This is a genomic window from Streptomyces sp. HUAS MG56 (assembly GCF_058673395.1).
Genome location: NZ_CM178722.1, coordinates 674,944 through 697,342, shown reverse-complemented (window position 1 = coordinate 697,342; position 22,399 = coordinate 674,944). Strand labels below are relative to the sequence as shown.

Sequence of the window (22,399 nt, the reverse complement as noted above, 5' to 3'; positions counted from 1 at the left end):
TGTCCAGTGCCGATGGGTCGATGGGAAAGGGGGGAGCAGCGCTGCTGCGTGGGTTGGTGTCGTCGAGGCGGGCCCGGGGCCCAATCGTGAGCCGAAGGCGGGCTGGTCAGCTAGGCCTCCACGGCGGCGATGCCGGGAAGACGCGGGAGCAGGTCCAGGGTGTAGAGGGAGAGAGCCGGCGGGTCGCGGGTGGCGACGATGGCGCGTATGTCGTGGCCGGCGGCCGCATGCTCGATCGTGGGCATGTGCGGGTGGGTGCTCAGCGCCCGGGTGACCCCGGCGGCGGCCCCCGCAGCGCAGTCGATCACGAGGAAGGCCGCCTCGGTCCGCCCCCGCTGTTCATGTCCCCGGTTGGCATGCCCGTACTCCTCGACTCCGGCGTTCGCACGGGAGCCGACATCATCAAGGCTCGTCGTGACCACCACCGCCGTCGGCCGCCCCTACGCGTACGGCCTCGCCCACGGCGGTGAGGACAGCTTCGTCCAGGTCCTGCGGACAGAGGGACGGCGTCGAGGGAGACTACGGCGCTGAACTGGTACGCGACTGCTGTGTCGGACGGGACAGCTACGACGTCGGGGCGATCTCCCAGAAGGTGGCGCGGGTCCTGCCGTTCCACACTCACTCCCGGGCGCTTGCCGCGGCGGACAGCTGTCTCTCAGACATCAACGTCAAGGCCGTGAATCTCCCGCTCTGCGAGTGCCTCTGCGTCTGCTGCGACAGGATCCGTGCGTACGCGAGCACCGTGCCGTCCCCGACCGTGGACGGCTACCTCAAGGTGTCTCGAACGCCGTCGCTCAGGGCTGCACCGCGGCCAAGGTGCACAGCGGCGCCCCGTACGGCCTGCCCCGGCTGCCGCGTCCGCCCCATCACGAGACCGACGACGCCTCACCACGTAGGACGCGGTCTTGGGTGCCGAACGGGGGGCGCGGGCCGGGCTGGTTCGGGTGCCCTGGGCAGTCATGGACCGGTGCTTGCCCGTGTCAGGTGCGCAGGAGCCGCAGGTCGATCGCGTAGGCCATGGCCTTCATGCCTTCGTCGTCGGGGTGGATGTGGTCCCCCGAATCGTAGGCCGGGTTGAGGGCGGCTGGATTCGCGGGGTCGCGCATGGTCTTGTCGAAGTCGACGACGCCGTCGAACGCGCCGCTGGTGCGGATCCACTGGTTGACGCTCTGGCGGATCGCCTCGGCGGCGCGCGTGTAGTAGCCGTTGCCCTCGTCGGGCATCAGAGTGGCGCCGATGACGTCGACGTGGGCGGCGTGCGCCTCGCCGATCAGGGTGCGGTAGCCGTTGATGAGGTCCCGGGCCGTCAGCGGCTGGCCGGTGGGGCCGGCGTTGTTTCCGATGTCGTTGATGCCTTCGAAGAGGATCACGTCCTTGACGCCTGGCTGACCGAGGGCGTCGTGCCCGAAGCGCTTGAGGGCGCTGACCCCCTGCCACAGGTTCGGGACGTCGGTGAGGACCCGGTTGCCGCCGATGCCGGCGTCGACGACACCCAGTTTCCGCGGGCCCGGTCGGGCGCCCAGTCGGCGTCCGAGGAAGTCGGGCCACCGGGTGTAGGTGCCGGTCGAGGAGTGGTAGCCGTCGGTGATGGAGTCGCCGAAGGCGACGACGGTGCCCCGCGCGGTCGATGACAGGACGTCAAGTCCCGCCAGGTAGTACCACGAGGTCGTGGTGGTGCCGAACGAGGCGGCGGTGTCGTCGCCGGCGTGGTTGCCGGAGGCGATGTAGGTGGTGTCGAAGGCGTCGGAGTGCCAGGTCGACGTTCCCGTCGTGCCGGGGACGTAGAGGCTGACGAGCAGGTTCTCCCCGGCGCTGACCGAGATCGGGATGATGTCGCTGACGGCCTCGGCGCCGGCGGGGATCGTGACGTGGCGGGAGGCGCCGAAGGTGATGTTCCGGATGGTGCCGCGCGTCGCCTCGCCACCGCTCGCCTGGACCGCCATGTCCGCCTCGGTGACGTCGAGCGGCGTGGTGCTGTACCGGTTGGACAGGGTGATGCGTGCGCCCGAGCCCGCGACGCTGCTGTGCACCACCATCCGGATGGTCCGGTTACTGAAGGACGGACCGCCGGTCGTCATGCTGGGCGACCAGGCACTGACCCGGGTGCCCTTGCTCTGCGACGAGGACGTGGCGGCGCTTGCCGCGTTCGCGGTGCTCAACGGGACGACCGTCAGGGCCACGCTGGTCAGCGCGCCGAACACGGTCGTCAGGGTTCTGCGGCGTGGCCGTCGACAAGCCGCCATGCCTTCCATGTCGGGGGACATCGTCGATCTCCATTCTTCTCGTCGTCCGCGGTGGGCTCGGCTCACCGGCTCCGGCTGTGCTGCCCCGGGGGCACGCGGGGCGGCATCGTCCCTTGTGCACCCGCGAAGACGTGCCGCGCGCCGCGGACACCATGAATTGCTTCTTCCGGAACCGACTGGGGAGCGGCCTCAGCCGAAGTTGCTCAGCGTGACGGACTGGCCGGGCTTGAGGCTGATCTTCCGCGAGGCTCCGCCCGTGAAGACAGTCGTGTTACGGCCACCGACGCTCTTCAGCGTCACCTGAGTGACCTTGCCGTTCTTCCACCTGAGGTCGGCGACGAAGCCGCCGCGGACACCGACGCCGGACACCGAGCCGGATGCCGCCCACGCGGCGGGCAGGGCGGGCAGCAACTCCACGTGACCCGGCCGCGAATAGACCAGCATCTCGATGATCGCCGAGGGGGTGCCGAAGTTGGCGTCGATCTGGAAGATACCGCGGCCTCCCCCCATGTCCATGATGTCGAAGAGGTTCGGTGCCGTGCCGTTGCTGCCGCCCGCCGACGGCTTCAGGTTGTTGACGACGAGTTGGTAGGCCTTCTCCGGGTTCTTCAGCCGCGACCAGCACAGGCTGCGCCAGGCGTTGGACCAGCCGTAACTGTTCATGCCGCGGGCCGTCAGGAGAGCCGTCGCGCCGGCGAGGATGTCCTTCGGCGTGGAGTCGTCCGGGCGGATCCGGTCGCCGGGGAAGAGGCCGAAGAGCGGGGAGAGGTGCCGATGGGTGGTCTCGCCGAGGTTGTCGGGAGACATCCACTCCTCCAGCCAGCCGGTCGTGGGGCTGACCACCGGCAGGTACAGGCGCTGACGCAGACCGTCGACGGTCGCGCCGTAGGAGGTGTCCCTGCCGAGTACCTGGGTCGCGGTGTGGTAGTTGCCGAAGAGGTTCCACACCAGTTCCTGGGCGTAGGTGATGCCCTTGGCGTCCTGCGGACCCTGCTCGGGGGACCAGTCGCAGTCGTCGACGAGGACCTCGCGCGGGACTCCGGAGGCGTCGGTGACCGTCGTGGTGACGAGGCGGGCCTCCCAGAACTCCACGGCGCCCTTGACGAGGGGATAGATCCTTTCGAGGTAGGCGCGGTCCTGGGTGAACTCGTAGTGCTCGAACAGGCTCTGGCAGAGCCAGGCGTTGGCGCCCGGGTGCCACCACCAACCGCTGCCGCCGTATGGGTTGGTGGAGAAGGCCACGGCCCAACCGGCCACCTTTCCACTGGAGTTGCGATACCTGTTGGTGGAGCTGTTGAACAACCGCTGGGTGACGTCCGTCCATGAGGACAGCTGCGCGAGGCAGTAGTCCGCGAAGGCGTCGAAGCAGTCGGACAGGCCTGCCCGGTCGGCCATCCAGTAGTTCATCTGGACGTTGATGTCGGTGTGGTAGTCGCCCATCCAGTCCGGGTCGTTGCCGTCCAGCCACGGACCTTGCAAGCCCATCGGCAGGGTGCCCCGCGACCCGGAGATCATCAGGTACCGGCCGAACTGAAGGTAGGCGGCCTCCAGTTCCGGGTCGGGGACGTTGTCCCGGTAGCGAGCCTGCACCCGCTGCCAGGTGTCCAGCCTGCGCTGTGCTGTGGACGACGTGCCGAGATGGATGTCGAGCTGCTCGAACACCGGGCGGAAGTCGGCTACGTGGGTGTACAGCAGCGTGCTCGCGGAGTGACCGGCCGCGTTCAGGACCTTCGTCCGTGCCAGGCGCTCCGGGGCCAGGGACGGGTCGCGGAAGCCGGCAGCAGCATCGGGCGCGTAGTCGGTGCCGCCGCTGACCACGACGGTGAGATCCTTGCAGCCTCTGAAGGAGATCGCCGTACCCTCGACGACGACCTTGCCGGTGCTGCTGTACGCCGTCACGGCGGCGCCGTACTTCAGGCCGTTGGCGAACGAGGCGCCGAACGAGGCGTAGCGGCGGGCGCTGTCGGCGGTGGTGGACTCGCCGTGGGTGCCGGCGAGGGAGACGGTACCGGTGTAGGTGCCGCCGCCCCGCTGGGAAAAGTACAGGACGATGACGTCGTCGGGGCGGCTGGCGAAGATCTGCCGCTGGTAGGTGACGCCGGACAGGTCGTACGACGCGCTGACAAGGCCCTGTGCCAGGTCCAGGGTGCGACGGTAGTGGTCGACGGAGCCGAGGTCGTGCGCGGGGATGTCGACGGTGAGCTCGGCCAGCAGGGTGAGGGAGCCGAAGTCGTCGCGCCCGTAGGGGAACTGGCCGTCGCTCTGGAGGGTGTCGTTGCGACCGCCGGTCCACAGAGAGGCGTCGGTGATGGTCAGCAGCTCGCTGGAGGGGTCGTTGCTCGCGAGCGCGCCGAGGCGCCCGTTCCCGACCGGCAGACCCTGCTGGATCATCGAGTTGGAGTCGCCGGGAGCCTGCCACCACAGCTGGTTCTTCGCGGCGGCGGCCGCGGACAGCAGGGGCGAGGACGTGGGGCGCAAGGGGGCCGCGGAGGCGGTGAAGACGGGGAGACCGCCGAGGGCGGCGGCCGTCCCGGCTGCGACGGCAAGGGCGAGGAAGCCCCTGCGGCTGGGGTGGTTGTCGCGCGATTCGGTGTGCTGGGTGTCCATGGTGTGCACTCCATGTCCGGGGAACGGCGCATGCGGGAAGGACGGACGGGGGCCGTCGGGCGCTGGGTGAGGCGAGTACGGCGGGCGTACGCCCGGGTGGTGCGGGAGGTGAGTACGGCGGGCGTGCCACCCCGTGTGCTCCGAGACCGTGGGGGCGGGACGGTCCAGGGCGCGGGCCCCGGGTCGTGTCGGAGCCGGGACCCGCGGGAGGGGTCAGGGGGACTTGGGTACGTCGATCCTGTCGATGTCGGGCGAGTAGTCCCAGCCGCTGTCGAAGGTGATGGTGTTGGACCCCGCCTTCAGGCCCAGTTGGACGCTGACCGTTTCGACCGTGTTCCAGTCGCCCGTGGAGGGGAACTTCAGGCTGGTGCCGTTGCCGCTGTTGGAGTAGACGGTCACCGAGCGGGGGTCGCCGCTGACGTAGGCGACCCTGATGGTGTAGATGCCGTTCTTCTTCACCTTGACGTCGTTGAACTGGAGCTTGCTGTCGAGGTAGAGGTTGCCGACCTTCTTGCCGCCCGAACAGGCGTCGCAGGTGGCGACGGAGGCGTTCCCGGTGAGGGTGTTGTCCGCGGACTCGGCCTCGTAAGCGGTGGCCGCAAGCCGAGCTCCGCCGGGCCTGACGGTGAACAGCCGGGAGCCGTGTGCGGGCAGCGTCGCGGTGATCCTGTTCTTGTATGTGCCGAGGTTCTGGTGGTTCCACAGATCGCGTACGGAGGCGGTGCCGGTGAACCCGAAGGATGCCCAGTCGGCGGTGACGGAGGCCGGCGAGTTGCCGAGGTTGAAGAGGGCGACGGTGTAGCTGCCGTCGGAGTTCTTGGTCCCCCAGACCTGCTCGTTGCCCATCGGGGTGACGGGACGTGCGACGGGGGAGTCGTTCTGGTCGACGCCGATGACTTCCTGGTTGGTCAGCAGGGAGAGGCCGTAGCTGTCCAGCCTGGTGAGGTCGTCACCGGTGAACAGAGGCGACTTGTTGATGGCCCACAGGGTCAGGTAGCTCTGCCGCTCGGCATTGGTGAGGCCGTCCATGGCCCCGTTGCCGACGTCGATGGCGTCGAGGTCGTTCCAGCCGCCCGGGCCTGCCTCGCGGCTCCAGGTGGGGGCGTCGTCCCACCGGTCGTTGACTGAGTTCTCCCAGGTGACGAGGGTCTTGCAGTAGCACTCCACGTCGGTGTCGATGCGCCAGCCGTTGGCGTACTTCTTCCAGTCGGCGGCGTGGCCCCTGTCGAGGGACCAGGACAGCTCCAGGTGGAGGGGGCGACCGGTGTCGGCGATGGCCTTGTGCCAGGCGGCGACGTCCGGGACGTTGTTGTAGTTGTCACCGGACTTGAACGAGCCGGGGCCCACCCCGTCCAGCTTCAGGAAGTCATAGCCCCAGTCCGCGAGCATCTGCGCCTGGGAGTCGATGTACTTCTGCGCGCAGGGGTTGTCGAAGTTCAGCTTGTAGGCGCTGTCCCAGCCGTTGGTGGTGCGTAGGTCCGGGTAGACGATGTCCGCGGTGGTGCAGCCGGGGGCGTTCCATATCGGCGCCTTGCCGTCGCCGTACGCACCCTTCTCCAGGCCGACGGGGAGGTAGATACCGGCCTTGAGCCCCTTGGAGTGGATGTGGTCGGCGACGGACTTCATGCCGTGGGGGAACCGGACGGGGTCGGGGGTCTGCCGGCCGTACTGGTCGAACTCGGACGTCCAGTTGCGGTCCATCCACCAGCCGGCGTCGATGTTGACGTAGGTGTAGCCGTACTTCTTCAGCGTGGTGGCGAGGGCGTCCGTCTGCTTCAGGACGTTCGCCTCGGTGAGGTAGCTGTAGTTGCCGTCCGGGTTCAGGCCCGGGTACTGGGAGGACTGCATGCTCCAGCTGGACCAGCCCATGTACGGCTTGGCCGCCAGGCCGGAGGTGGTGTCCGCCGTGGTCGCGGCCGAGGTGGTGGCTGCGATCGGGGACTTGCCGGCGGCGGCCGTGGCCCCGGTGGCGGCGGCGGGGACCGCTGTGGCGAGTCCGGCCGTGACGGCCAGGACCAGCGTGGCTCTGATGGTACGGCGTGGGAAGCGGGGGAGAGCCTCGCGCAGGGCTCTGTAGGGGGATGACCGCATGGGTCGCCTCCTGGCGGCGGGGTGAGAGGAATGGTGCGGTGCTACCCGGTGGGGGACGGGCGTCGGTGAGCTCGCTGATGAACCGTCGCCGCAGCGTGAAGTGCACCAGGAGCGTGGGAATCGCGTTGCCCTGTAGGCAGGTGGGCATGCGCGTGCGGAAGGTGTCGCGAGGTACCGCGTGTGCCGTGCCGTGAGGCCGCTGTCCTTCTGGAAGGGCCCCGCGCGATGGGTGGCGAGAGTGGGCACGGCCAGGGTGGCGGCCGACACCGGACAGCCCGTGGAGCACTGTGCGGCGGCCGGCTCCTGCCGGCGGTCTACGGGCTGCGGCTCTGCAACGTCATCGCTACTCCTCACTCCTCGTACGTGTCCGACGCCATGAAGGACTGGATCGCGGTGGCCGCGGCCCCGCGCGCCCACTCATCGAAGGGCAGCGGACGTGTGAGCACGGCACACTGCGAAGCGGTACCGAAGGCGGAAGCGGCGAACGCGTCCCGGACGCCTTCGGCGAAGAGGTCGTAGGCGGCCAGGCCCTCGCCGGAGATGATCACCCTTTCGGGCCCGAAGATGTTCACCAGGGAGCCGATGGCCTTGCCGATGGCTTCGCCTGCCTGCGCGTAGACCGCGCGCACCCTCGCGTCTCCGCCGTGGGCCAGGTCCAGCGCCTCGGCCGCGTCGGTCACCGGCTTGCCCGTCGCCGCGCGCACTGCGCGCAGTATCGCGGGGTCCGCCGCGATCGCCTCCACGCACCCCCGGTTGCCGCAGTGGCAAAGCGGGCCGAGCGGGTCGAGGGACAGATGCCCGATTTCGCCGGCCACGCCGTGCGCGCCCGACACCACCCGACCGTGCACTACCAGGCCGCAGCCGACGCCGGCGCCCACGGTCACCAGGGCGAAGTCCGACAGTCCGACACCGGCGCCGAACCAGTGCTCGGCGACCGTGAGCGCCCGCACGTCGTTGTCGACCGTGACCGGCAGTCCGGTCGTGGTCCCCGCGAGTTCCGCGAGGGGCACGTCCCGCCACTCAAGGAAGGGCGAGTAGCGGACCACACCGTCCGCGCGGTCCACGTCCCCCGAGATCGCGATGCCCAGTCCCCGTACGCTCTCACCGAATCCGTCGGCCTCGGTGAGCAACTCCTGTACCAGCGCCGTGATGGCGGGGAGCACCGCTCCCGGCTCGCGGCCCGTGAGGGGCTCGTGCCGGGAGATCCGGATACGGCAACACAGGTCGGCCAGCACGGCGATGATCTCGTCGCCCGTCACCTTGATCCCGATGAACAGCGCCCTGCCCCCGTCCACCCACACCAGGTTGGCCGGGCGTCCCACCGACGGCCGCGCCTCTTCGTCCACGCCCTCGACGAGATAGCCGAGTTCCATCAGCGGACGGACCGCCTTGGTGACCGCTGCCGGAGAAAGCCTGGTCCGCCGCCCGACCTCGGCCCGGGTGAGCGGTCCGTGGGAGAGCAGGGTGGTGAAGACCAGGGAAGCGGCCGGCGTCATCGCCGGGACCGCCTCGTGAGAGGGGGTCGAGCGCATGGCCGGAAACTTAGGGAGGTTATTTTTCGCTGTCAATAAAGAAAGCACTGTCTTTTTCAAGACTATGAGTTGATCAGGAAGAACCTGTAATCCAGAGACCCTGGGCGGGCGTTGGCGCGGGATCCAAGGCAGGGTTGGCTGCGGCCTGCTCCTGCGCGGCACTCTCTGAACGTGAGGACCCATGTCTGCCGTCTACGGGGAGGTGCTCGATGCGGCCCGCGGTTTGACGGCCGGGCTCAGCGTGCACGAACGGGCCGGCGTCTTCGGCGGCACGGCCGTGAACGCCTACCGGCTGCACGTGCCGTGGCGTTGCCGACGCCTGCCCCGTCGTCCACCCGGACGATGGCCGTCTGTGGAATCTCACACCGCTGACCGCGGTTGTCACCGCTGAGTTGCCCGGCTCGGACGGCTCAGGGCAACGCCCTCACCTCGTTTAACTACCTTCGTCCCGACAGCCCCGGAGCATCAGGAGCAGGAGGACGGATGCCACCGCACGACAGTTTCTCCGGTTCTGTTCGCCAGGTCCTTTCGGACAGCGGCCATGGTCATGGATCATGAGATCGCTCCCGGCGCACGCGTGGGCATCGAGGCTCTGTCGCGTGCTCTCGCGTTTCGCCCACGCCCGTCCATGAGGCGCTGGCCAGGCTTGAGTCGGACGGACTTGCGGTGAAGAGGTCCCTCTCCGGGTACCGGGCGACGGAGTTGCTGACCCGCGAGGGCCTTGAGGAGCTCTTCGAAATGCGACTCCTCCTGGAACCGAGAGCGGCGGCGCTCGCGGCCGTCAGCGCAACCGAGGAGCAACTCGATGCCATCGAGCGGCTCGTGGAGGAGATGCAGACTCATCCTGGGCCGTCGGGACGGTACGCGGACTACCGCGACTTCGCCGCACTCGACCAGCGTTTTCACGACGCGATCGCGGCGGCCTCGCATCGTCCGCTGCTCGCCGATGCGGTAGGGCGGCTCCACTCCCATCTGCATGTCTTTCGCCTCACGAGTGGCAGGGGCGCCGACGACCCCACGCTGGCGGAGCACAAACGTGTCGTACGCGCGATCCTGCGCCGCAAGCACGACCGTGCCGCGGAAGCCATGACGGACCACCTCACACGCAGCCTTCAGCGCCAGCTCAGCCAGGGGCCGAAGGCCTGACCGGGGTCCCGGCGGTCCGGGAACCGCACTTCGAGTCCCGTTTTTAAGTTAATTAGCAATTAATATTGACAGGCTTCAGGGGTCTGGGCACAGTTTCCGCCGTGGCACCGACCCCCGGTACGACCGGAGCGGGGTGCCCCGTGCCCCCAACTCTCGGGAGAACTCAGTGGCTTCGCATCGTGCAGTGATGGTGCGTGTGTGGCGGACCGCGGCGGCGCTCGGCGCCGTGGTACTGGTCGGATCGGCCGTTCCGGCGGCCCACGCCGCGGACGACCAGGGTGCGCCGCAGTACTACGACAGCGGCCTCGCCCCCACGCCGTACATGGGATGGAACACCTATTACGGGCTCGGTGCCCCGACCGAGGACCAGGTCAAAAAGGTCGCCGACTACCTCGTCAGCAGCGGGCTGCGCGACAGCGGCTACAACATCGTCTGGCTGGACGGCGGTTGGCAGGCGGACCAGCCGCGTGACCCGGAGACGGGCCGGCTCGTGGCCAACCCCACGCGCTTCCCCTCCGGCATCCCGGCACTGGTGACGTACCTTCACGAGCGCGGCCTCAGGGCCGGCATCTACACCGACGCGGGCGAGTACGAGGGCGGCAAGTGGTGCGGGCTCGGCAGCCGCGGCCACTACGAGCAGGACGCCCGCCAGTTCGCCGGCTGGAAGGTCGACGCCATCAAGGTGGACTTCCTCTGCGGCATCGGCGCCGGGCTCGACCCGGGCCCGGCCTTCAAGGAGTTCAGCGACGCGGTCGCCAAGTCCGGCCGGAAGATGCTGCTCAACCTGTGCAACCCGCTCACCGACGACTGGGGCATGCCGCACACCCCCGAGCAGGACGCGCACAACACCTTCGTCTACGGTCCGACGACCGCCGACTCCTGGCGCACCGGCACCGACATCGCCTGGGGTACCCCGACGGCGGGGGAGTGGCCGAACATCCTGCGCAACATGGATGCCAACGCCTGGCACCCCGAGGCCCAGGGCCCCGGTCACTGGAACGACCCGGACTACCTCATCCCGATGCGCAAGCTCGCCGATGGCGGCTACGAGCTCAACCAGGAGGAGTCCACCACCCAGTTCGTGATGTGGGCAGAGATGGCCTCGCCGCTGATGCTCGGCAGCGACCCGCGCACCCTGTCGCAGTCCATGCTCGACACCCTGCGCAACCCCGAGATCATCGCCGTCGACCAGGACCCGCTGGGCATCCAGGGCGCCCGCGTGGCCACCGACTCCGTCGGCGACGTCTACAGCAAGGTCCTTCAGGGCGCGGGCAAGCGGGCGGTCGTCCTGCTCAACCGCTCAGACCAGGCGCAGGACCGCACGGTGAGCTTCGCCGACGCCGGTCTGACGGGCAAGGTCGCCGTGCGCGACCTGCGGGCCCGCACCTCGCGCGGCACCTTCACCGGTTCGTACACCGTGCACGTGCCCGCGCACGGCACCGCGTTCCTCAAGCTGACCGGCACCGACGACGCACCGGGCGCGCAGTTGCCCGGCCGCTCCTCGGCGAGTCCGGCCCTGGTGCGCGACGGCGACACCCTGACCGTCTTCACCCGTGGTACGGACGGGTCGCTGCGGGCGCAGGCCGCGCGCGGCGGTGACTGGTCCGAGGCCCGTACCGCCGATCTGGGCGGCCCGACGCGCGGCCGTATCCTCGGCCAGCCCGCCGCGTACGCCTCGGCCGGCGGACGGATCGACGTCTTCGTGCGAGGTACCGACGACACCGCCTACCGGCGCGTGTACGCGAACGGGCGCTGGGGCCGCTGGCAGAGCCTCGGCGGTACGCTGACGGACGCGCCGACCGTGGCCTTCGCCGGCCCGGACGACTGGACGCTCTTCGCCCGCGGCGCGGACGGCGAGCTGTGGTCGCGCGGCCCGGCCTCCGGCTGGGCCGCGCAGGGCGCCCCGCAGGACAAGGCGTTCTACGGCCGTCCGTCCGGCGTCGTGGACGACGCGGGCCGCCTGCACGTGGCCGTGCGCACCCCCGACGACTCGGTCTGGACGCGGACCCGTGACGCCTCCGGCACGTGGTCGGACTGGACGGCCCTCGGCGGCACGACCAGCGGCAGCCCGACACTGGTGGCCTCCGGTGACACGGTGCGCCTGTACGCCCGTGCCGGTGACTACACGCTCTGGACGCGCAGCTGGACCGCGTCCGGCGACTGGGCCGGCTGGAGCAAGGACAACGGCTTCGTCAGCGGCGCCTTCGACGGTGCGATCGGTGCCGTGGCCGGGCCGGACGGTGGCGTGCTGGCCGCCTTCCGCGGAGTGGACGGGCGCGTCCACCAGACCGGCCTCTGAGCTTCGCGTTCACCCCGCAACCTCAAGAAAATAAATTAGTAATTAATCTTGACCGGCTCCCTGACCCTGCGCCAGGCTGTGCCTGCCGCGCCCGGAGCGGGGCCGTCAGGGGGCCGCAAGCTCCGTTCCGTGGGCACCAAGGGAGTGCACAGATGACCGTCTTCAACGCCACCCGCCGCAGATTCCTCATGGGAACGGGCGCAGTCGGCGCCGGCGCGCTGCTCAGCGGCTGCGTCACCCAGAGCCCGTCCGCCTCCGGAGGAAAGCCCGGCGGCCCCGTGACCCTTCAGTCCAACCTCTCCTCGCCGCAGGCCAAGACCGCGATGCAGCAGCTCGTCGCCGCCTTCGACAAGCGCGGCGGCGCCAAGGCGCAGCTAAACACCGTCGCGTCGGAGACCTTCCGCACGCAGCTGCCGACGTACCTCACGTCGGCCAACCCGCCGGACGTCTACACCTGGTACCCCGGTTCCGTCGCCGAGTCGTACGCCAAGAAGGACCTGCTCCTCGACCTCGACGACATCTGGACGAAGCCCGAGCTCTCGGGCTACTCCGATGCGCTGAAGAAGCTGTGCACCTCGGCCTCCAGCGGCAAGAAGGTCTTCGTGCCCACCAGCTACTACTGGTGGGGCATGTTCTACCGGAAGTCCAACTTCGCGAAGTGGGGCGTGCAGGAGCCCAAGACCTGGGACGAGTTCCTCAACCTGTGCGACAAGCTCAAGAGCAAGGGTGTCGCGCCGGTCGGCCTCGGCGCCGGCGGCGACACCCCGTGGGTCGCCTCCGCCTGGTTCGACTACCTCGACATCCGCGTCAACGGGGCCACGTACCACCGCGAACTCCTCGCCGGGAAGCACCGTTTCGACGACCCCGAGGTCCGCAGGGTCTTCGACAGGTGGGACGAGGTCCGCCCGTACTTCGACCCCAACGGCACGGCGATCCCCTTCCAGGACGCCACCACCGCCCTGCTCCAGGGCCGTACCGGCATGATGCTCATCGGCACCTTCTTCGCCGACGCCGCGCCCAAGGACGCTCTGGGCGACCTGGACTTCTTCCAGTTCCCGATCATCGACCCGAAGGTGCCGGTCGTCGAAGAGGCGCCCACCGACGGCTACTTCGCCAGCGCCCGCACCGAGCGCGCCGACGGCGTCAAGGAACTGCTGCGCTACCTCGCCACCGCCGAGGCACAGGAGCTCTACCTCAAGAGCTCGTCCGGCACCACGCTGCCCACCCACCCGGACGCCAAGGACGCGGGCACCCCGCTCGTCCTCAAGGGCCGCAAGCTCATCGAGAGCGCCGCCGACGTGACGCAGTTCTTCAACCGGGACTCCAGCGACGCGCTCCAGCCGACCGCCGACACGGCGCTGGTGCACTACCTGGCCAAGCCCAAGGAGATCGGCTCCATCCTCACCACGTGGCAGCGCAGCGCACAGAAGATCTGGAGCCAGTGACGATGGCGCTGACCGGATCCGCACCACGGTCCAGGGCCACTCGGGTGCCCCCGGTGGTCCTGGCCTTCGTCCTCGTCCCGCTGCTCGCCGAGGCGTTCTGGGTCTTCTGGCCGGCCCTCCAGGGCTTCTACCTCTCCCTGACGTCCTGGGACGGCCTGGCGGCACCGAAGTTCGTCGGCCTCGGCAACTACGGCGAGATGGTGCACGACACGGTCTTCCGCACCGCCGCGATCAACACGGTGCTGTGGCTGCTGCTCTTCGGCGGGCTCTCCGCCGTGCTCGGGCTCGGTGCCGCGATGCTGCTCCAGAAGGAGCGGCGCGGCATCGGGTTCTACCGGGCGGCGCTCTTCCTGCCGGTGGTCTTCTCGCTGGTCGCCACCGCGCTGGTGTGGCAGGCCATGTACCAGCCGGACGGACTGATCAACAACGTGCTTCAGGCCGTCGGTCTCGGCGGCTGGAAGCACGCCTGGCTCGCCGACCAGGACACCGCCTTCTACGCGGTGATCGTGCCCGCGCTGTGGCGCCAGGTCGGCTATGTGATGGTGCTGTACCTGGCAGGCCTCAAGGGCATCGACCCCGCGCTCTACGAGGCGGCCAGGGTCGACGGCGCCACCCGCCGGCAGCAGTTCCGGTACATCACGCTTCCGCAGCTGCGCAGCGTCAACGCGGTGGTCCTGTCGGTGATCGTCATCGACTCGCTGCGCTCGTTCGACGTGGTGTGGGCGCTCACCCGCGGCGGCCCCTACCACTCCTCCGAACTGTTGAGCACCTACATGTACTCCACCGCGTTCCAGTCCCTGCGCCTGGGATACGGCTCCGCGCTCGCCGTCGTCATCTTCGTGCTGGCCTTCGGCGTCATCGTGAGCTACCTCGTGCGCGCCTTCCGGGAGGCCGACTGATGACCGCCACCCACGCCACCGCGCACACCGAGCGCCAGGCCGGCCCCGCCAAGGTCGCGGCGCGCCACCGCTCCGTCCTGGACAGCCGCAAGCTGCGCACCACCGGATTCCACCTCACCGCGGGACTGCTGTCCGCGCTGTGGCTGCTGCCGATCGTTCTCGTGCTCATCACCAGCACCCGGACGTTCGACGACATCGCCGCGCACGGGGTGGGCAGCTGGCCGCACTCGTTCACCTTCGACGGCTTCCGTCAGGCGTGGGTGGACGGCGGCCAGCAGCGTGCCCTCATCAACAGCATGCTGGTCACCATCCCCACCGTGGCGCTCTCGCTCGGCCTCGCCTCCATGGCGGCCTTCGCGCTCAGCCGCTACGACCTGGTTCTCCGGCGCGTCCTGCTGCTGGTCATGCTCGGCGGCAACCTGCTGCCCCCGCAGATCCTGCTGATCCCGGTCTCCAGGATGAGCGAAATACTCGGCATCTACGACCGGTTGTACGCCCTGGTCGGGGTGCAGGTCGGCTTCGGCGTCGGCTTCTACGTCTTCGTCCTGCACGGCTTCATGCGGGCGATCCCCGGCGAGATCCAGCAGGCCGCCGTCATCGACGGCGCGGGCCCCTGGCAGATCTACTGGCGGATCATCCTGCCGCTGGCCCGCCCGGCACTGGCCGCGCTGACCGCCCTGTCGTTCACCTGGATCTTCAACGACCTGCTGTGGGCCATCACGGTGCTGCGCACCGACAGCCAGATGCCCATCACCGCCTCGCTGATCGGACTCCAGGGCCAGTACGTGTCCATGTGGAACGTCATCGCGGCCGGTTCGGCGATCGCCGCCGCCCCGACGGTGGCCGTCTTCCTCCGCTTCCAGCGTCACTTCGTGGCCGGACTGAACCTCGGAGCCGTGAAGTGACCGCGTCCGACCGGTGGCTGCTGCGCACCGACACCACCACCTACGCCGTCACGCTCGGGGGCGACGGACGCTGGGCCGAAGTCGCCGCCTGGGGGCCGCACGGCGCCGAGGACGGACCGTCGCCCCTGGACTGGTCGCGCCGCACCCACTTCATCACCCCCGCCGACACCGCCCCGGCCGAGTACATCCCGTACGGACTGCGGCCGTTCAGCGGAGCCGACCTGGTAGCCTCCCGCCCCGGCGGCGACCGCGGCAGCTGGTGGCGGTTCGACGGCGCCACGCAGGACGGCGACCGCGCACTGCGCCTGGTGTTCGCCGACGACCTCCTCGGACTGCACACCACGCTGTGCTACGAGACGGTGCCCGGTACCGACGTCGTCCTGCGCTGGACGGAGCTCACCTGCACCGGTGACGACGAGGTGCGGCTGGAGCGCTTCGACTCCGCCGCCGTCAACGTGCCCGTCCAGGGCGGCGCGCGGCTGACGTATCTGGCCGGCCAGTGGTCGCAGGAGTTCCAGCTCAAGAACGTGGAACTGGAGCGCGGACGCTTCGAGTTGGAGAGCACCCAAGGCTCGGCGGGGCACGCCTACCACCCCTGGCTCGCCGTCCAGGACGCCGCCGCCCCCGCCGAGGGAGCCACCCCCACCTACGGCATCGCACTGGAGTGGTCCGGCAACTGGCGGATCACCGCCGACGCCGAGCCCGGCGGCGCGGTGCGCGTCCGCGCCGGCCGCGTGCCGCACGAGGGCGCCGTCCGCCTGGCCCCGGGCACCACCCTCGTCACGCCGCGCCTGGCCTGCGCCTTCAGCCCGGACGGTCTCGACGGCCTGGCTCGCGTCTGGCACCGCTACGAGCGGCACCTGACCGGCGAGCGGATCGACCGGCCCCGCAAGGTCCTCTACAACTCGTGGGAGGCCACCGGCTTCGACGTCGACGCCGCAGGCCAGCTGGAGCTCGCCAAGGCCGCCGCCGAGCTCGGCGCCGAACTCTTCGTCGTCGACGACGGCTGGTTCACCGGGCGCGCCGACGACACCGGCGGTCTCGGCGACTGGGACCCCGACCCGGCCGAATTCCCCGGCGGATTCGACCGGTTCGTCGAGGACGTCCGCGCCCTCGGCATGGACTTCGGCCTGTGGGTCGAGCCCGAGGGCGTCAGCCCGCGCTCGAAGCTCTACGCCGAGCACCCCGAGTGGGTGTACCGCATCGACGGCCGCCCGGTCACACTCGTGCGCAACCAGCTGCTGCTCGACCTCGGCCGTGAGGACGTCCAGGAGTTCGTCATCGGCACCCTGGACCGGCTGCTCGGCTCCCACGCCATCGGCTACCTCAAGTGGGACATGAACCGGCCGCCCACCGAACGCGGCCGCCCCGGCCACCCGGCGGGACCCGACCCGGAGCGGCAGGACCTCGACGCCGCGCACGTCGCCGGCTACCTCCGCGTGCTGGACCAGCTGCGCACCGCCCACCCGCACGTCACGGTCGAGGGCTGCGCCGGCGGCGGCGCCCGCGTCGAACACGCCACCATCGCCCGCACCGACGTGGTGTGGCCCAGCGACAACACCGCGCCCATGGACCGACTGCGCATCCAGTACGGCTACCTCCACGCACACGCCCCGCACACCATGAGCTCCTGGGTCACCGACGCCCCCGGCGTCTTCGACCCCCGGCCGCGCTCGCTCGCCTTCCGCTTCGTCACCGCCATGGCCGGTGTGCTCGGTGTCGGCGCCGACATCCGCCATTGGACACCGGAGCAGCGTGCCGAGGCCGCGCGGTGGATCGCCCGCTACAAGGAGATCCGGGACGTCGTCCACCACGGCGAGGTCCGTCTGCTGGGCAGCCCCGACGACCCGACGTGCGGCGTCCAGTTCGAGGAACGCGGCGGTGCCCGGGTGGTGGTGACGGCATGGAACACCGGACCGCTGGACGGCGCGCCCCTGGTGCCCGGACGGCCCGCCCGGCTCCGCCTGCGGGGCCTCGCCCCGGAGTCCGTCTACACCGCCACCGCCACCGGCACCCGGTACAGCGGCGCGTATCTGCTCCACTCGGGGCTGCCGTTCGCCTGGACCGCCGAACACGACGCGGAGCTGACCGTTCTGGCCCGTCGGTGACGACAGCGGAAGAATCTGCACCCCACCGGCCTCTCGAACAGGAGAAGATCCACCCCATGAATCCAGCCGCCCGCTTCACCAACCGCGTCGCCGTCGTCACGGGGGCCGCGTCGGGCATCGGCGCGGCCACCGCGGCTCGTCTCGCCGCGGAGGGCGCGGCCGTCGTCCTCGTCGACATCGCCGCCGAGCGCGGCGAGGAGAGTGCCGAGCGGCTGCGCAAGGACGGGGCCCGGACCCTCTTCGTCGCCGCCGACGTCGCGAGCGAGGACGACTGGCAGCGGGTGATCACCGCCGCGCACGGCTTCGGGCCCGTGGGCGTCCTGGTGAGCAACGCGTACACGGTGGCCGTCGCACCGGCCCACGAGGCCACTCTCGCCTCCTGGGAGCGCCAGCTCTCGGTCAATCTCACCGGTGCCTTCCTCGGGGTCAAGGCGGCACTGCCGGACCTGCGCGTGCACGGCGGGGCCGTGGTGCTCGTCTCCTCCGTGCACGCGCACCGGGGCATCCCCGGCCATCCGGCGTACGCGGCGAGCAAGGGCGCCCTGCTCTCGCTGTGCGGTCAACTCGCCGTCGAGTACGGCCCGGACGTCCGGGTCAACGCGGTGCTGCCGGGGCCGATCCTGACCGCCGCCTGGGACCGGGTGCCGCAGGCCGACCGCGAGCTCAGCGTCGCGCAGACCGCGGCCCGCCGTTTCGGCACCCCCGAGGAGGTCGCCGCCGCCGTCGCCTTCCTCGCCGCCGACGAAGCCTCCTACATCACCGGATCGAGCCTGCTCGTGGACGGCGGCTGGAGCGTCACCAAGACCTCGGCCTGACAGAGCCGACCGCTTCAGCCCCCATCGAACGGCAAGAAAGGCATAGAACATGACGCCATACGCGCGCCGCGGAGTGCACGGCCAGACCGTGGAGACCCTCGCCCGCCGGGTGCTCAGCGGCGAGATCCCCGAGGGAGCGACGCTCGACATGGCGGCCCTGCAGAGTGAGCTGGACGTCAGCCTGACGGCCCTGCGCGAGTCCCTGAAGGTGCTCGCGGCCAAGGGCATGGTCGACGCCCGGCAGAAGCGCGGCACCTTCGTCAGGCCCCGTTCCGACTGGAACTTGCTCGACGCCGACGTGCTGCGCTGGCAGTTCGCCGAGAGCAGCGGCACCGGTGCCGACCTCGCACTGCTGCGCAACCTCGGCGAGGTCCGCGGCATCATCGAACCCGCGGCCGTACGCCTCGCGGCGGACCGGCGCACCGACGCCGACCTGGAGGCGCTGGAGGCCGCGCTGACCGCCATGGGCCAGGGGGGCGGCGCGAGCGACGCCGTCGAGGCCGACCTCGCCTTCCACCGGGCACTGCTCGCGGCCACCCACAACGAACTGCTGGAACGCATGGAGATGGTCATCGAGTCGGGCCTCGCCCAGCGCGACCAGCTCGTGCACAGCGCCCCGCACAGCGAGGACCCGGTCCCCAGCCACCGCGCCGTCCTCGACGCCGTGCGCGACCGGGCCCCGGACGCCGCCGAACTCGCCATGCGCGCCCTGCTCGACCAGGCGACGCGCGATCTCGACAAGGTCAGCGGCCCGCAGGCGTCCGAGGGCGTGGACGCTTCACCCGAGAAGAAGGACGGCCGGACACAGTGAAGATCGCGCGCGTCGAGACCTTTCTCATCCCGCCCCGCTGGCTGTTCTGCCGCATCGAGACCGACGACGGCGTCGTCGGCTGGGGCGAGCCGGTGGTGGAGGGCAGGGCCGAGGTGGTCCGGTCGGCCGTCGAGGTGCTGGCGGAGTACCTGGTGGGCCAGGACCCGCTGCGCATCCAGGACCACTGGCAGGTGCTGAGCAAGGGCGGCTTCTATCGGGGCGGCCCGGTCCTCTCCAGCGCCGTCGCCGGCATCGACCAGGCCCTGTGGGACATCGCCGGCCGCGCCCTCGGGGTGCCGGTGCACACCCTGCTCGGCGGACCGGTCCGCGACACGGTACGGGTGTACGCCTGGGTCGGCGGCGACGAGCCCGAGCGGCTCAAGGAGGAGGTCACCGCCCAGGTGGAGGCCGGCTTCACCGCCGTCAAGATGAACGCCGCCGGACGCACTCCGCCGATCGGCAGCCCCGCCGAGACGGCCGCCGTCGTCGAGCGCGTGGCGGCCGCCCGTGAGGCCCTGGGCCCGCACCGCGACGTCGCCGTCGACTTCCACGGCCGCTTCGCCGCCGCCAACGCGCGCCGCGTGCTGCACGAGATAGCCCCGCTGCACCCGCTGTTCGTGGAGGAGCCCGTCCTGCCCGAGCAGGCCCACCTGCTGCCGGGCCTGGTCGCCGCCTCGCCGGTGCCGCTCGCCACCGGTGAACGGCTCTACGGGCGAGCCGAGTTCCTCCCGGCCCTGACCGCGGGCGTCGCCGTGGCCCAGCCGGACCTGTCGCACGCCGGCGGGATATCGGAGGTCACGCGGATCGCGTCGCTCGCCGAGACCTTCGGGGCTCATCTGGCGCCGCACTGCCCGCTCGGCCCCGTCGCGCTGGCCGCCAGCCTCCAGGTCGCCTTCGCCACGCCCAACTTCCTGATCCAGGAGCAGAGCCGGGGCATCCACTACAACAAGGACGCCGACCTGCTGTCCTACCTGGTCGACACCGAGCCCTTCCGCTTCGTCGATGGCCAGGCGCACCGCACCGAACTGCCCGGACTCGGCATCGCCGTCGACGAGGACGCGGTGCGCGCCGCCGACCGGTCCGGCCACGCCTGGCGCAATCCCGTCTGGCGGCATGCCGACGGCTCCTTCGCCGAATGGTGAGCGTCACGCCGCTGCCCGTCCGCGTCACCACCGACGTGGACCACGGAGGGCGCTGGACATCGCTGACCGCGGGCGGCCGCGCATGGCTGTGGCACCGCGACGAGCCCCGCCGCCACGCGGTCCGGCCCGGTGAACCCTTCGCCGACGCCGGGGGGTTGGAGGAGTGCGCGCCCACCGTGCGCGGACTGCCCGACCACGGGGACGCCTGGTCGCGGCCCTGGCGGCGGGCCGGGGAGGAGGACATCGTGGAGTGTCCCGACTTCCGCCTGGCCCGGCGCATCCGCGAGCGAGGGGACGCGGTCGTCGCCGACTACACGCTCGCCGCCGAGCCCGGCTACCGCTTCGTATGGGCCGCCCACGCCCTGCTCGACCTCTCTCCGGCCGCCCGGATCGGCGTCGACGGACCGGCGGTCACACGGCTCTACCCGGACGAGGGCGACCGCTGGATCGCAGGCGCCTGGCCCACCGTCGACGGCGTACCGCTGGACCGGCTCGGCCCGGACGACGGGAGCGCAGTCGGCGCGGTCGTCCTCACCTCCCAGGTGTCCGTGCACGACGGCGCCGACACACTGCACCTGTCCGTGGAGACCGCCGGACAGCCGGTCGCGGTCGCCCTCTGGCGCAACCTCGGCGGCTTCCCCCGGGACGCGCCGTACCGGTCGATCGGCGTCGAGCCGATGCTCGGGCGCGTCTTCGACCGCGCCGCGGCGGGCGACGGCGACACCGCCGTCGTACCGCCGAGCGGCGAGGTCGCCTGGCGGCTCACCGTCACCGCGCACCACCGCCCCTGAACACCCGTCACCAGAAGGGATTCCGGATGGACCTGCTCGCCGCGCTGCGCGCCCACCGGTTGCTCGCCATCGTCCGCGGCAGCGACCCGGACGCCGCGCTGACAACCGTGCTCACCCTCGCCGAGGAGGGCGTCACCCTCATCGAGGTCTCCCTCACCGGGCGCGACGCGCTCGATGTCATCGCGCGGGCCCGCGCCGCGCTCGGCCCCGACGCCACGCTCGGCGCCGGAACCGTGCTCACCTCCGACGACGCCCGTGCCGCTCAGCAGGCCGGCGCCGCCTTCCTCGTCACCCCGGCGGTCAGCGACGGCATCGCCACCGGGCGCGAACTCGGACTCCCCGTGCTCGCGGGCGTGCTGACCCCCACGGACATCCTCCAGGCCCAGCGGCTCGGCGCCGACGCCCTCAAGCTCTTCCCGGCAGGCAGCGCCGGGGGGCCCGGCTATCTGCGGGACCTGCGCGGCCCCTTCCCGGACCTGCCCTTCGTACCGGTCGGGGGCGTGGACGCCGCAGCGGCCGCCGCCTATCTGCGCGAGGGTGCCACGGCCGTCGGCGTCGGATCGCCCCTGGTCGGCGACGCGGCAGCGGGCGGCGACCGCACCGCCCTGCGCGAGCGCGCCCGCGTCTTCCGGGACGTCGTTCGCGCCGAGGCACGCCCGTGACCGCCCCCGCGGTCCTGGGGACCGACCGCCTGGAACTGGGCGAGGGCATCCGCTGGACGGACGGCCGCGCCGTGCTCACCGACATCCTCACCGGCCGACTGCTCGCCCTGCCCGACGGGCCCGACGCGCCGCTCGGACCGATCACTCAACTGCCGTGCCCCTTGGGCGCCGTGGCACCCGTGGACGGGCGCCCCGGCCACTGGATCGCGGCGGCGGACACCGGCATCTGCCGCATCGACCCCGCAGGCCGCGTCGACTGGATCGCGCGCCCCGAGGACGGCGCACCCGTGCCGATGCGGATGAACGACGGCGTCGCCGACCCGCACGGGCGCTTCTGGGCCGGCAGCATGGCGTACTCGGCCACCGAGGACGCGGGCTCCCTCTACCGCCTGGACCGCGACGACCGCGTCACCCGGGTCCTACGGGACGTCACGGTTCCCAACGGCCCGGCCTTCAGCGCCGACGGAACCGTCATGTATCTCGCCGACAGCGCCCGGGGCGTCATCCGCCGCTATCCGATCGACCCCGTGAGCGGCGACCCGGGCACCCCCGAACCCTTCGTCGCCCTCGACTCCGGCAGCCCCGACGGCATGACCACCGACATCGAGGGCTGTCTGTGGACCGCGGTCTGGGGCACCGGGCAGGTCCACCGCTACCGCCCCGACGGCAGCCTCGACCGCATCGTCGACCTGCCCGCCGGCCAGCCCGCGGGACTGTGCCTCGGCGGCCCCGACGGCCGTACGCTCCTCGTCACCAGCGCGCACATCGGCCTGCCCGCCCCGGGACCCCTCGACGGCGCCGTCTTAGCGGTCCGGGTCGACGTCCCCGGCGCCCCCGCCGCCCCGTACCGCCCGGCGCTTCCCTCCACCCCCGCCCCGGCGGACCGCGCCGACACACCCTAGG

16 protein-coding genes and 1 pseudogene are annotated in these 22,399 nt (G+C 71.0%); 12 read left to right on the top strand and 5 right to left on the bottom strand.

Going from position 1 to position 22,399, the window contains the following annotated elements; genetic code table 11:
* Positions 1 to 110 precede the first annotated feature (110 nt).
* The 5 genes from AC4OXY_RS03420 to AC4OXY_RS03400 all read right to left on the bottom strand — a co-directional run bounded on the left by AC4OXY_RS03420 (position 111) and on the right by AC4OXY_RS03400 (position 8,473).
* The gene (locus AC4OXY_RS03420) at positions 111 to 425 is read right to left on the bottom strand and encodes a hypothetical protein (RefSeq protein WP_491993108.1); all 315 of its coding nucleotides are present in this window, start codon (positions 423 to 425) and stop codon (positions 111 to 113) included.
* Between the two features lie 555 nt (positions 426 to 980).
* Entirely contained in the window at positions 981 to 2,201 is a 1,221-nt protein-coding gene (locus AC4OXY_RS03415; RefSeq protein WP_491993107.1) for an SGNH/GDSL hydrolase family protein, read from the bottom strand.
* Positions 2,202 to 2,432: 231 nt separating this feature from the next.
* Positions 2,433 to 4,850, bottom strand: a complete 2,418-nt coding sequence (locus AC4OXY_RS03410; RefSeq protein ID WP_491993106.1) for a glycosyl hydrolase family 95 catalytic domain-containing protein — start codon at positions 4,848 to 4,850, stop codon at positions 2,433 to 2,435.
* A 213-nt stretch (positions 4,851 to 5,063) separates the two neighbouring features.
* Positions 5,064 to 6,941, bottom strand: coding sequence for an alpha-galactosidase D (locus AC4OXY_RS03405; RefSeq protein ID WP_491993105.1), 1,878 nt, complete (start codon positions 6,939 to 6,941; stop codon positions 5,064 to 5,066).
* Positions 6,942 to 7,291: 350 nt separating this feature from the next.
* Positions 7,292 to 8,473, bottom strand: coding sequence for an ROK family protein (locus AC4OXY_RS03400; protein WP_356038101.1), 1,182 nt, complete (start codon positions 8,471 to 8,473; stop codon positions 7,292 to 7,294).
* A gap of 541 nt (positions 8,474 to 9,014) precedes the next feature.
* On the opposite strand from AC4OXY_RS03400, the pseudogene AC4OXY_RS03395 reads away from it, so the two are divergent.
* The 12 genes and pseudogenes from AC4OXY_RS03395 (at position 9,015) to AC4OXY_RS03340 (ending at position 22,398) form a co-directional block, all read left to right on the top strand.
* Positions 9,015 to 9,619: pseudogene (locus tag AC4OXY_RS03395) on the top strand (GntR family transcriptional regulator).
* A 187-nt stretch (positions 9,620 to 9,806) separates the two neighbouring features.
* Positions 9,807 to 11,918: a DUF8189 domain-containing protein gene (locus AC4OXY_RS03390; protein WP_491993104.1), complete on the top strand. Its 2,112-nt coding sequence runs from the start codon at positions 9,807 to 9,809 to the stop codon at positions 11,916 to 11,918.
* A 152-nt stretch (positions 11,919 to 12,070) separates the two neighbouring features.
* Positions 12,071 to 13,363, top strand: coding sequence for an ABC transporter substrate-binding protein (locus tag AC4OXY_RS03385; protein WP_491993103.1), 1,293 nt, complete (start codon positions 12,071 to 12,073; stop codon positions 13,361 to 13,363).
* Between the two features lie 2 nt (positions 13,364 to 13,365).
* Positions 13,366 to 14,262 carry a carbohydrate ABC transporter permease gene (locus AC4OXY_RS03380; protein WP_356038116.1) on the top strand — a complete coding sequence of 299 codons (897 nt, stop codon included), beginning with the start codon at positions 13,366 to 13,368 and terminating at the stop codon, positions 14,260 to 14,262.
* The gene (locus AC4OXY_RS03375; RefSeq protein WP_491993102.1) at positions 14,262 to 15,167 is read left to right on the top strand and encodes a carbohydrate ABC transporter permease; all 906 of its coding nucleotides are present in this window, start codon (positions 14,262 to 14,264) and stop codon (positions 15,165 to 15,167) included. The genes AC4OXY_RS03380 and AC4OXY_RS03375 overlap by 1 nt, the downstream gene beginning before the upstream one ends.
* The gene (locus tag AC4OXY_RS03370) at positions 15,164 to 17,275 is read left to right on the top strand and encodes an alpha-galactosidase (RefSeq protein ID WP_491993101.1); all 2,112 of its coding nucleotides are present in this window, start codon (positions 15,164 to 15,166) and stop codon (positions 17,273 to 17,275) included. The genes AC4OXY_RS03375 and AC4OXY_RS03370 overlap by 4 nt, the downstream gene beginning before the upstream one ends.
* Positions 17,276 to 17,331: 56 nt before the next feature.
* Positions 17,332 to 18,090 carry an SDR family NAD(P)-dependent oxidoreductase gene (locus AC4OXY_RS03365; protein ID WP_491993100.1) on the top strand — a complete coding sequence of 253 codons (759 nt, stop codon included), beginning with the start codon at positions 17,332 to 17,334 and terminating at the stop codon, positions 18,088 to 18,090.
* A 49-nt stretch (positions 18,091 to 18,139) separates the two neighbouring features.
* Entirely contained in the window at positions 18,140 to 18,901 is a 762-nt protein-coding gene (locus tag AC4OXY_RS03360) for a FadR/GntR family transcriptional regulator (protein WP_376294859.1), read from the top strand.
* Positions 18,898 to 20,043 (top strand): galactonate dehydratase, encoded by a 1,146-nt coding sequence (gene dgoD / locus AC4OXY_RS03355; protein ID WP_491993099.1) that lies wholly within the window; start codon positions 18,898 to 18,900, stop codon positions 20,041 to 20,043. Before AC4OXY_RS03360 ends, dgoD begins: the two co-directional genes overlap by 4 nt.
* Entirely contained in the window at positions 20,037 to 20,834 is a 798-nt protein-coding gene (locus AC4OXY_RS03350) for a hypothetical protein (protein WP_491993098.1), read from the top strand. Before dgoD ends, AC4OXY_RS03350 begins: the two co-directional genes overlap by 7 nt.
* 26 nt (positions 20,835 to 20,860) lie before the next feature.
* On the top strand, positions 20,861 to 21,496 hold the full coding sequence (locus tag AC4OXY_RS03345; protein WP_491993097.1) for a bifunctional 4-hydroxy-2-oxoglutarate aldolase/2-dehydro-3-deoxy-phosphogluconate aldolase: 636 nt from the start codon (positions 20,861 to 20,863) through the stop codon (positions 21,494 to 21,496).
* On the top strand, positions 21,493 to 22,398 hold the full coding sequence (locus AC4OXY_RS03340) for an SMP-30/gluconolactonase/LRE family protein (protein WP_491993096.1): 906 nt from the start codon (positions 21,493 to 21,495) through the stop codon (positions 22,396 to 22,398). The genes AC4OXY_RS03345 and AC4OXY_RS03340 overlap by 4 nt, the downstream gene beginning before the upstream one ends.
* Position 22,399 lies beyond the last annotated feature (1 nt).

Excerpts from the sequence above, each read along its gene's own strand:
- AC4OXY_RS03410 (WP_491993106.1), bottom strand. The coding sequence starts at position 4,850 with ATGGACACCCAGCACACCGAATCGCGCGACAACCACCCCAGCCGCAGG.
- AC4OXY_RS03405 (WP_491993105.1), bottom strand. The coding sequence starts at position 6,941 with ATGCGGTCATCCCCCTACAGAGCCCTGCGCGAGGCTCTCCCCCGCTTC.
- AC4OXY_RS03400 (WP_356038101.1), bottom strand. The coding sequence starts at position 8,473 with ATGCGCTCGACCCCCTCTCACGAGGCGGTCCCGGCGATGACGCCGGCC.
- AC4OXY_RS03390 (WP_491993104.1), top strand. The coding sequence starts at position 9,807 with ATGGTGCGTGTGTGGCGGACCGCGGCGGCGCTCGGCGCCGTGGTACTG.
- AC4OXY_RS03385 (WP_491993103.1), top strand. The coding sequence starts at position 12,071 with ATGACCGTCTTCAACGCCACCCGCCGCAGATTCCTCATGGGAACGGGC.
- AC4OXY_RS03380 (WP_356038116.1), top strand. The coding sequence starts at position 13,366 with ATGGCGCTGACCGGATCCGCACCACGGTCCAGGGCCACTCGGGTGCCC.
- AC4OXY_RS03375 (WP_491993102.1), top strand. The coding sequence starts at position 14,262 with ATGACCGCCACCCACGCCACCGCGCACACCGAGCGCCAGGCCGGCCCC.
- AC4OXY_RS03365 (WP_491993100.1), top strand. The coding sequence starts at position 17,332 with ATGAATCCAGCCGCCCGCTTCACCAACCGCGTCGCCGTCGTCACGGGG.
- AC4OXY_RS03360 (WP_376294859.1), top strand. The coding sequence starts at position 18,140 with ATGACGCCATACGCGCGCCGCGGAGTGCACGGCCAGACCGTGGAGACC.
- AC4OXY_RS03350 (WP_491993098.1), top strand. The coding sequence starts at position 20,037 with ATGGTGAGCGTCACGCCGCTGCCCGTCCGCGTCACCACCGACGTGGAC.
- AC4OXY_RS03345 (WP_491993097.1), top strand. The coding sequence starts at position 20,861 with ATGGACCTGCTCGCCGCGCTGCGCGCCCACCGGTTGCTCGCCATCGTC.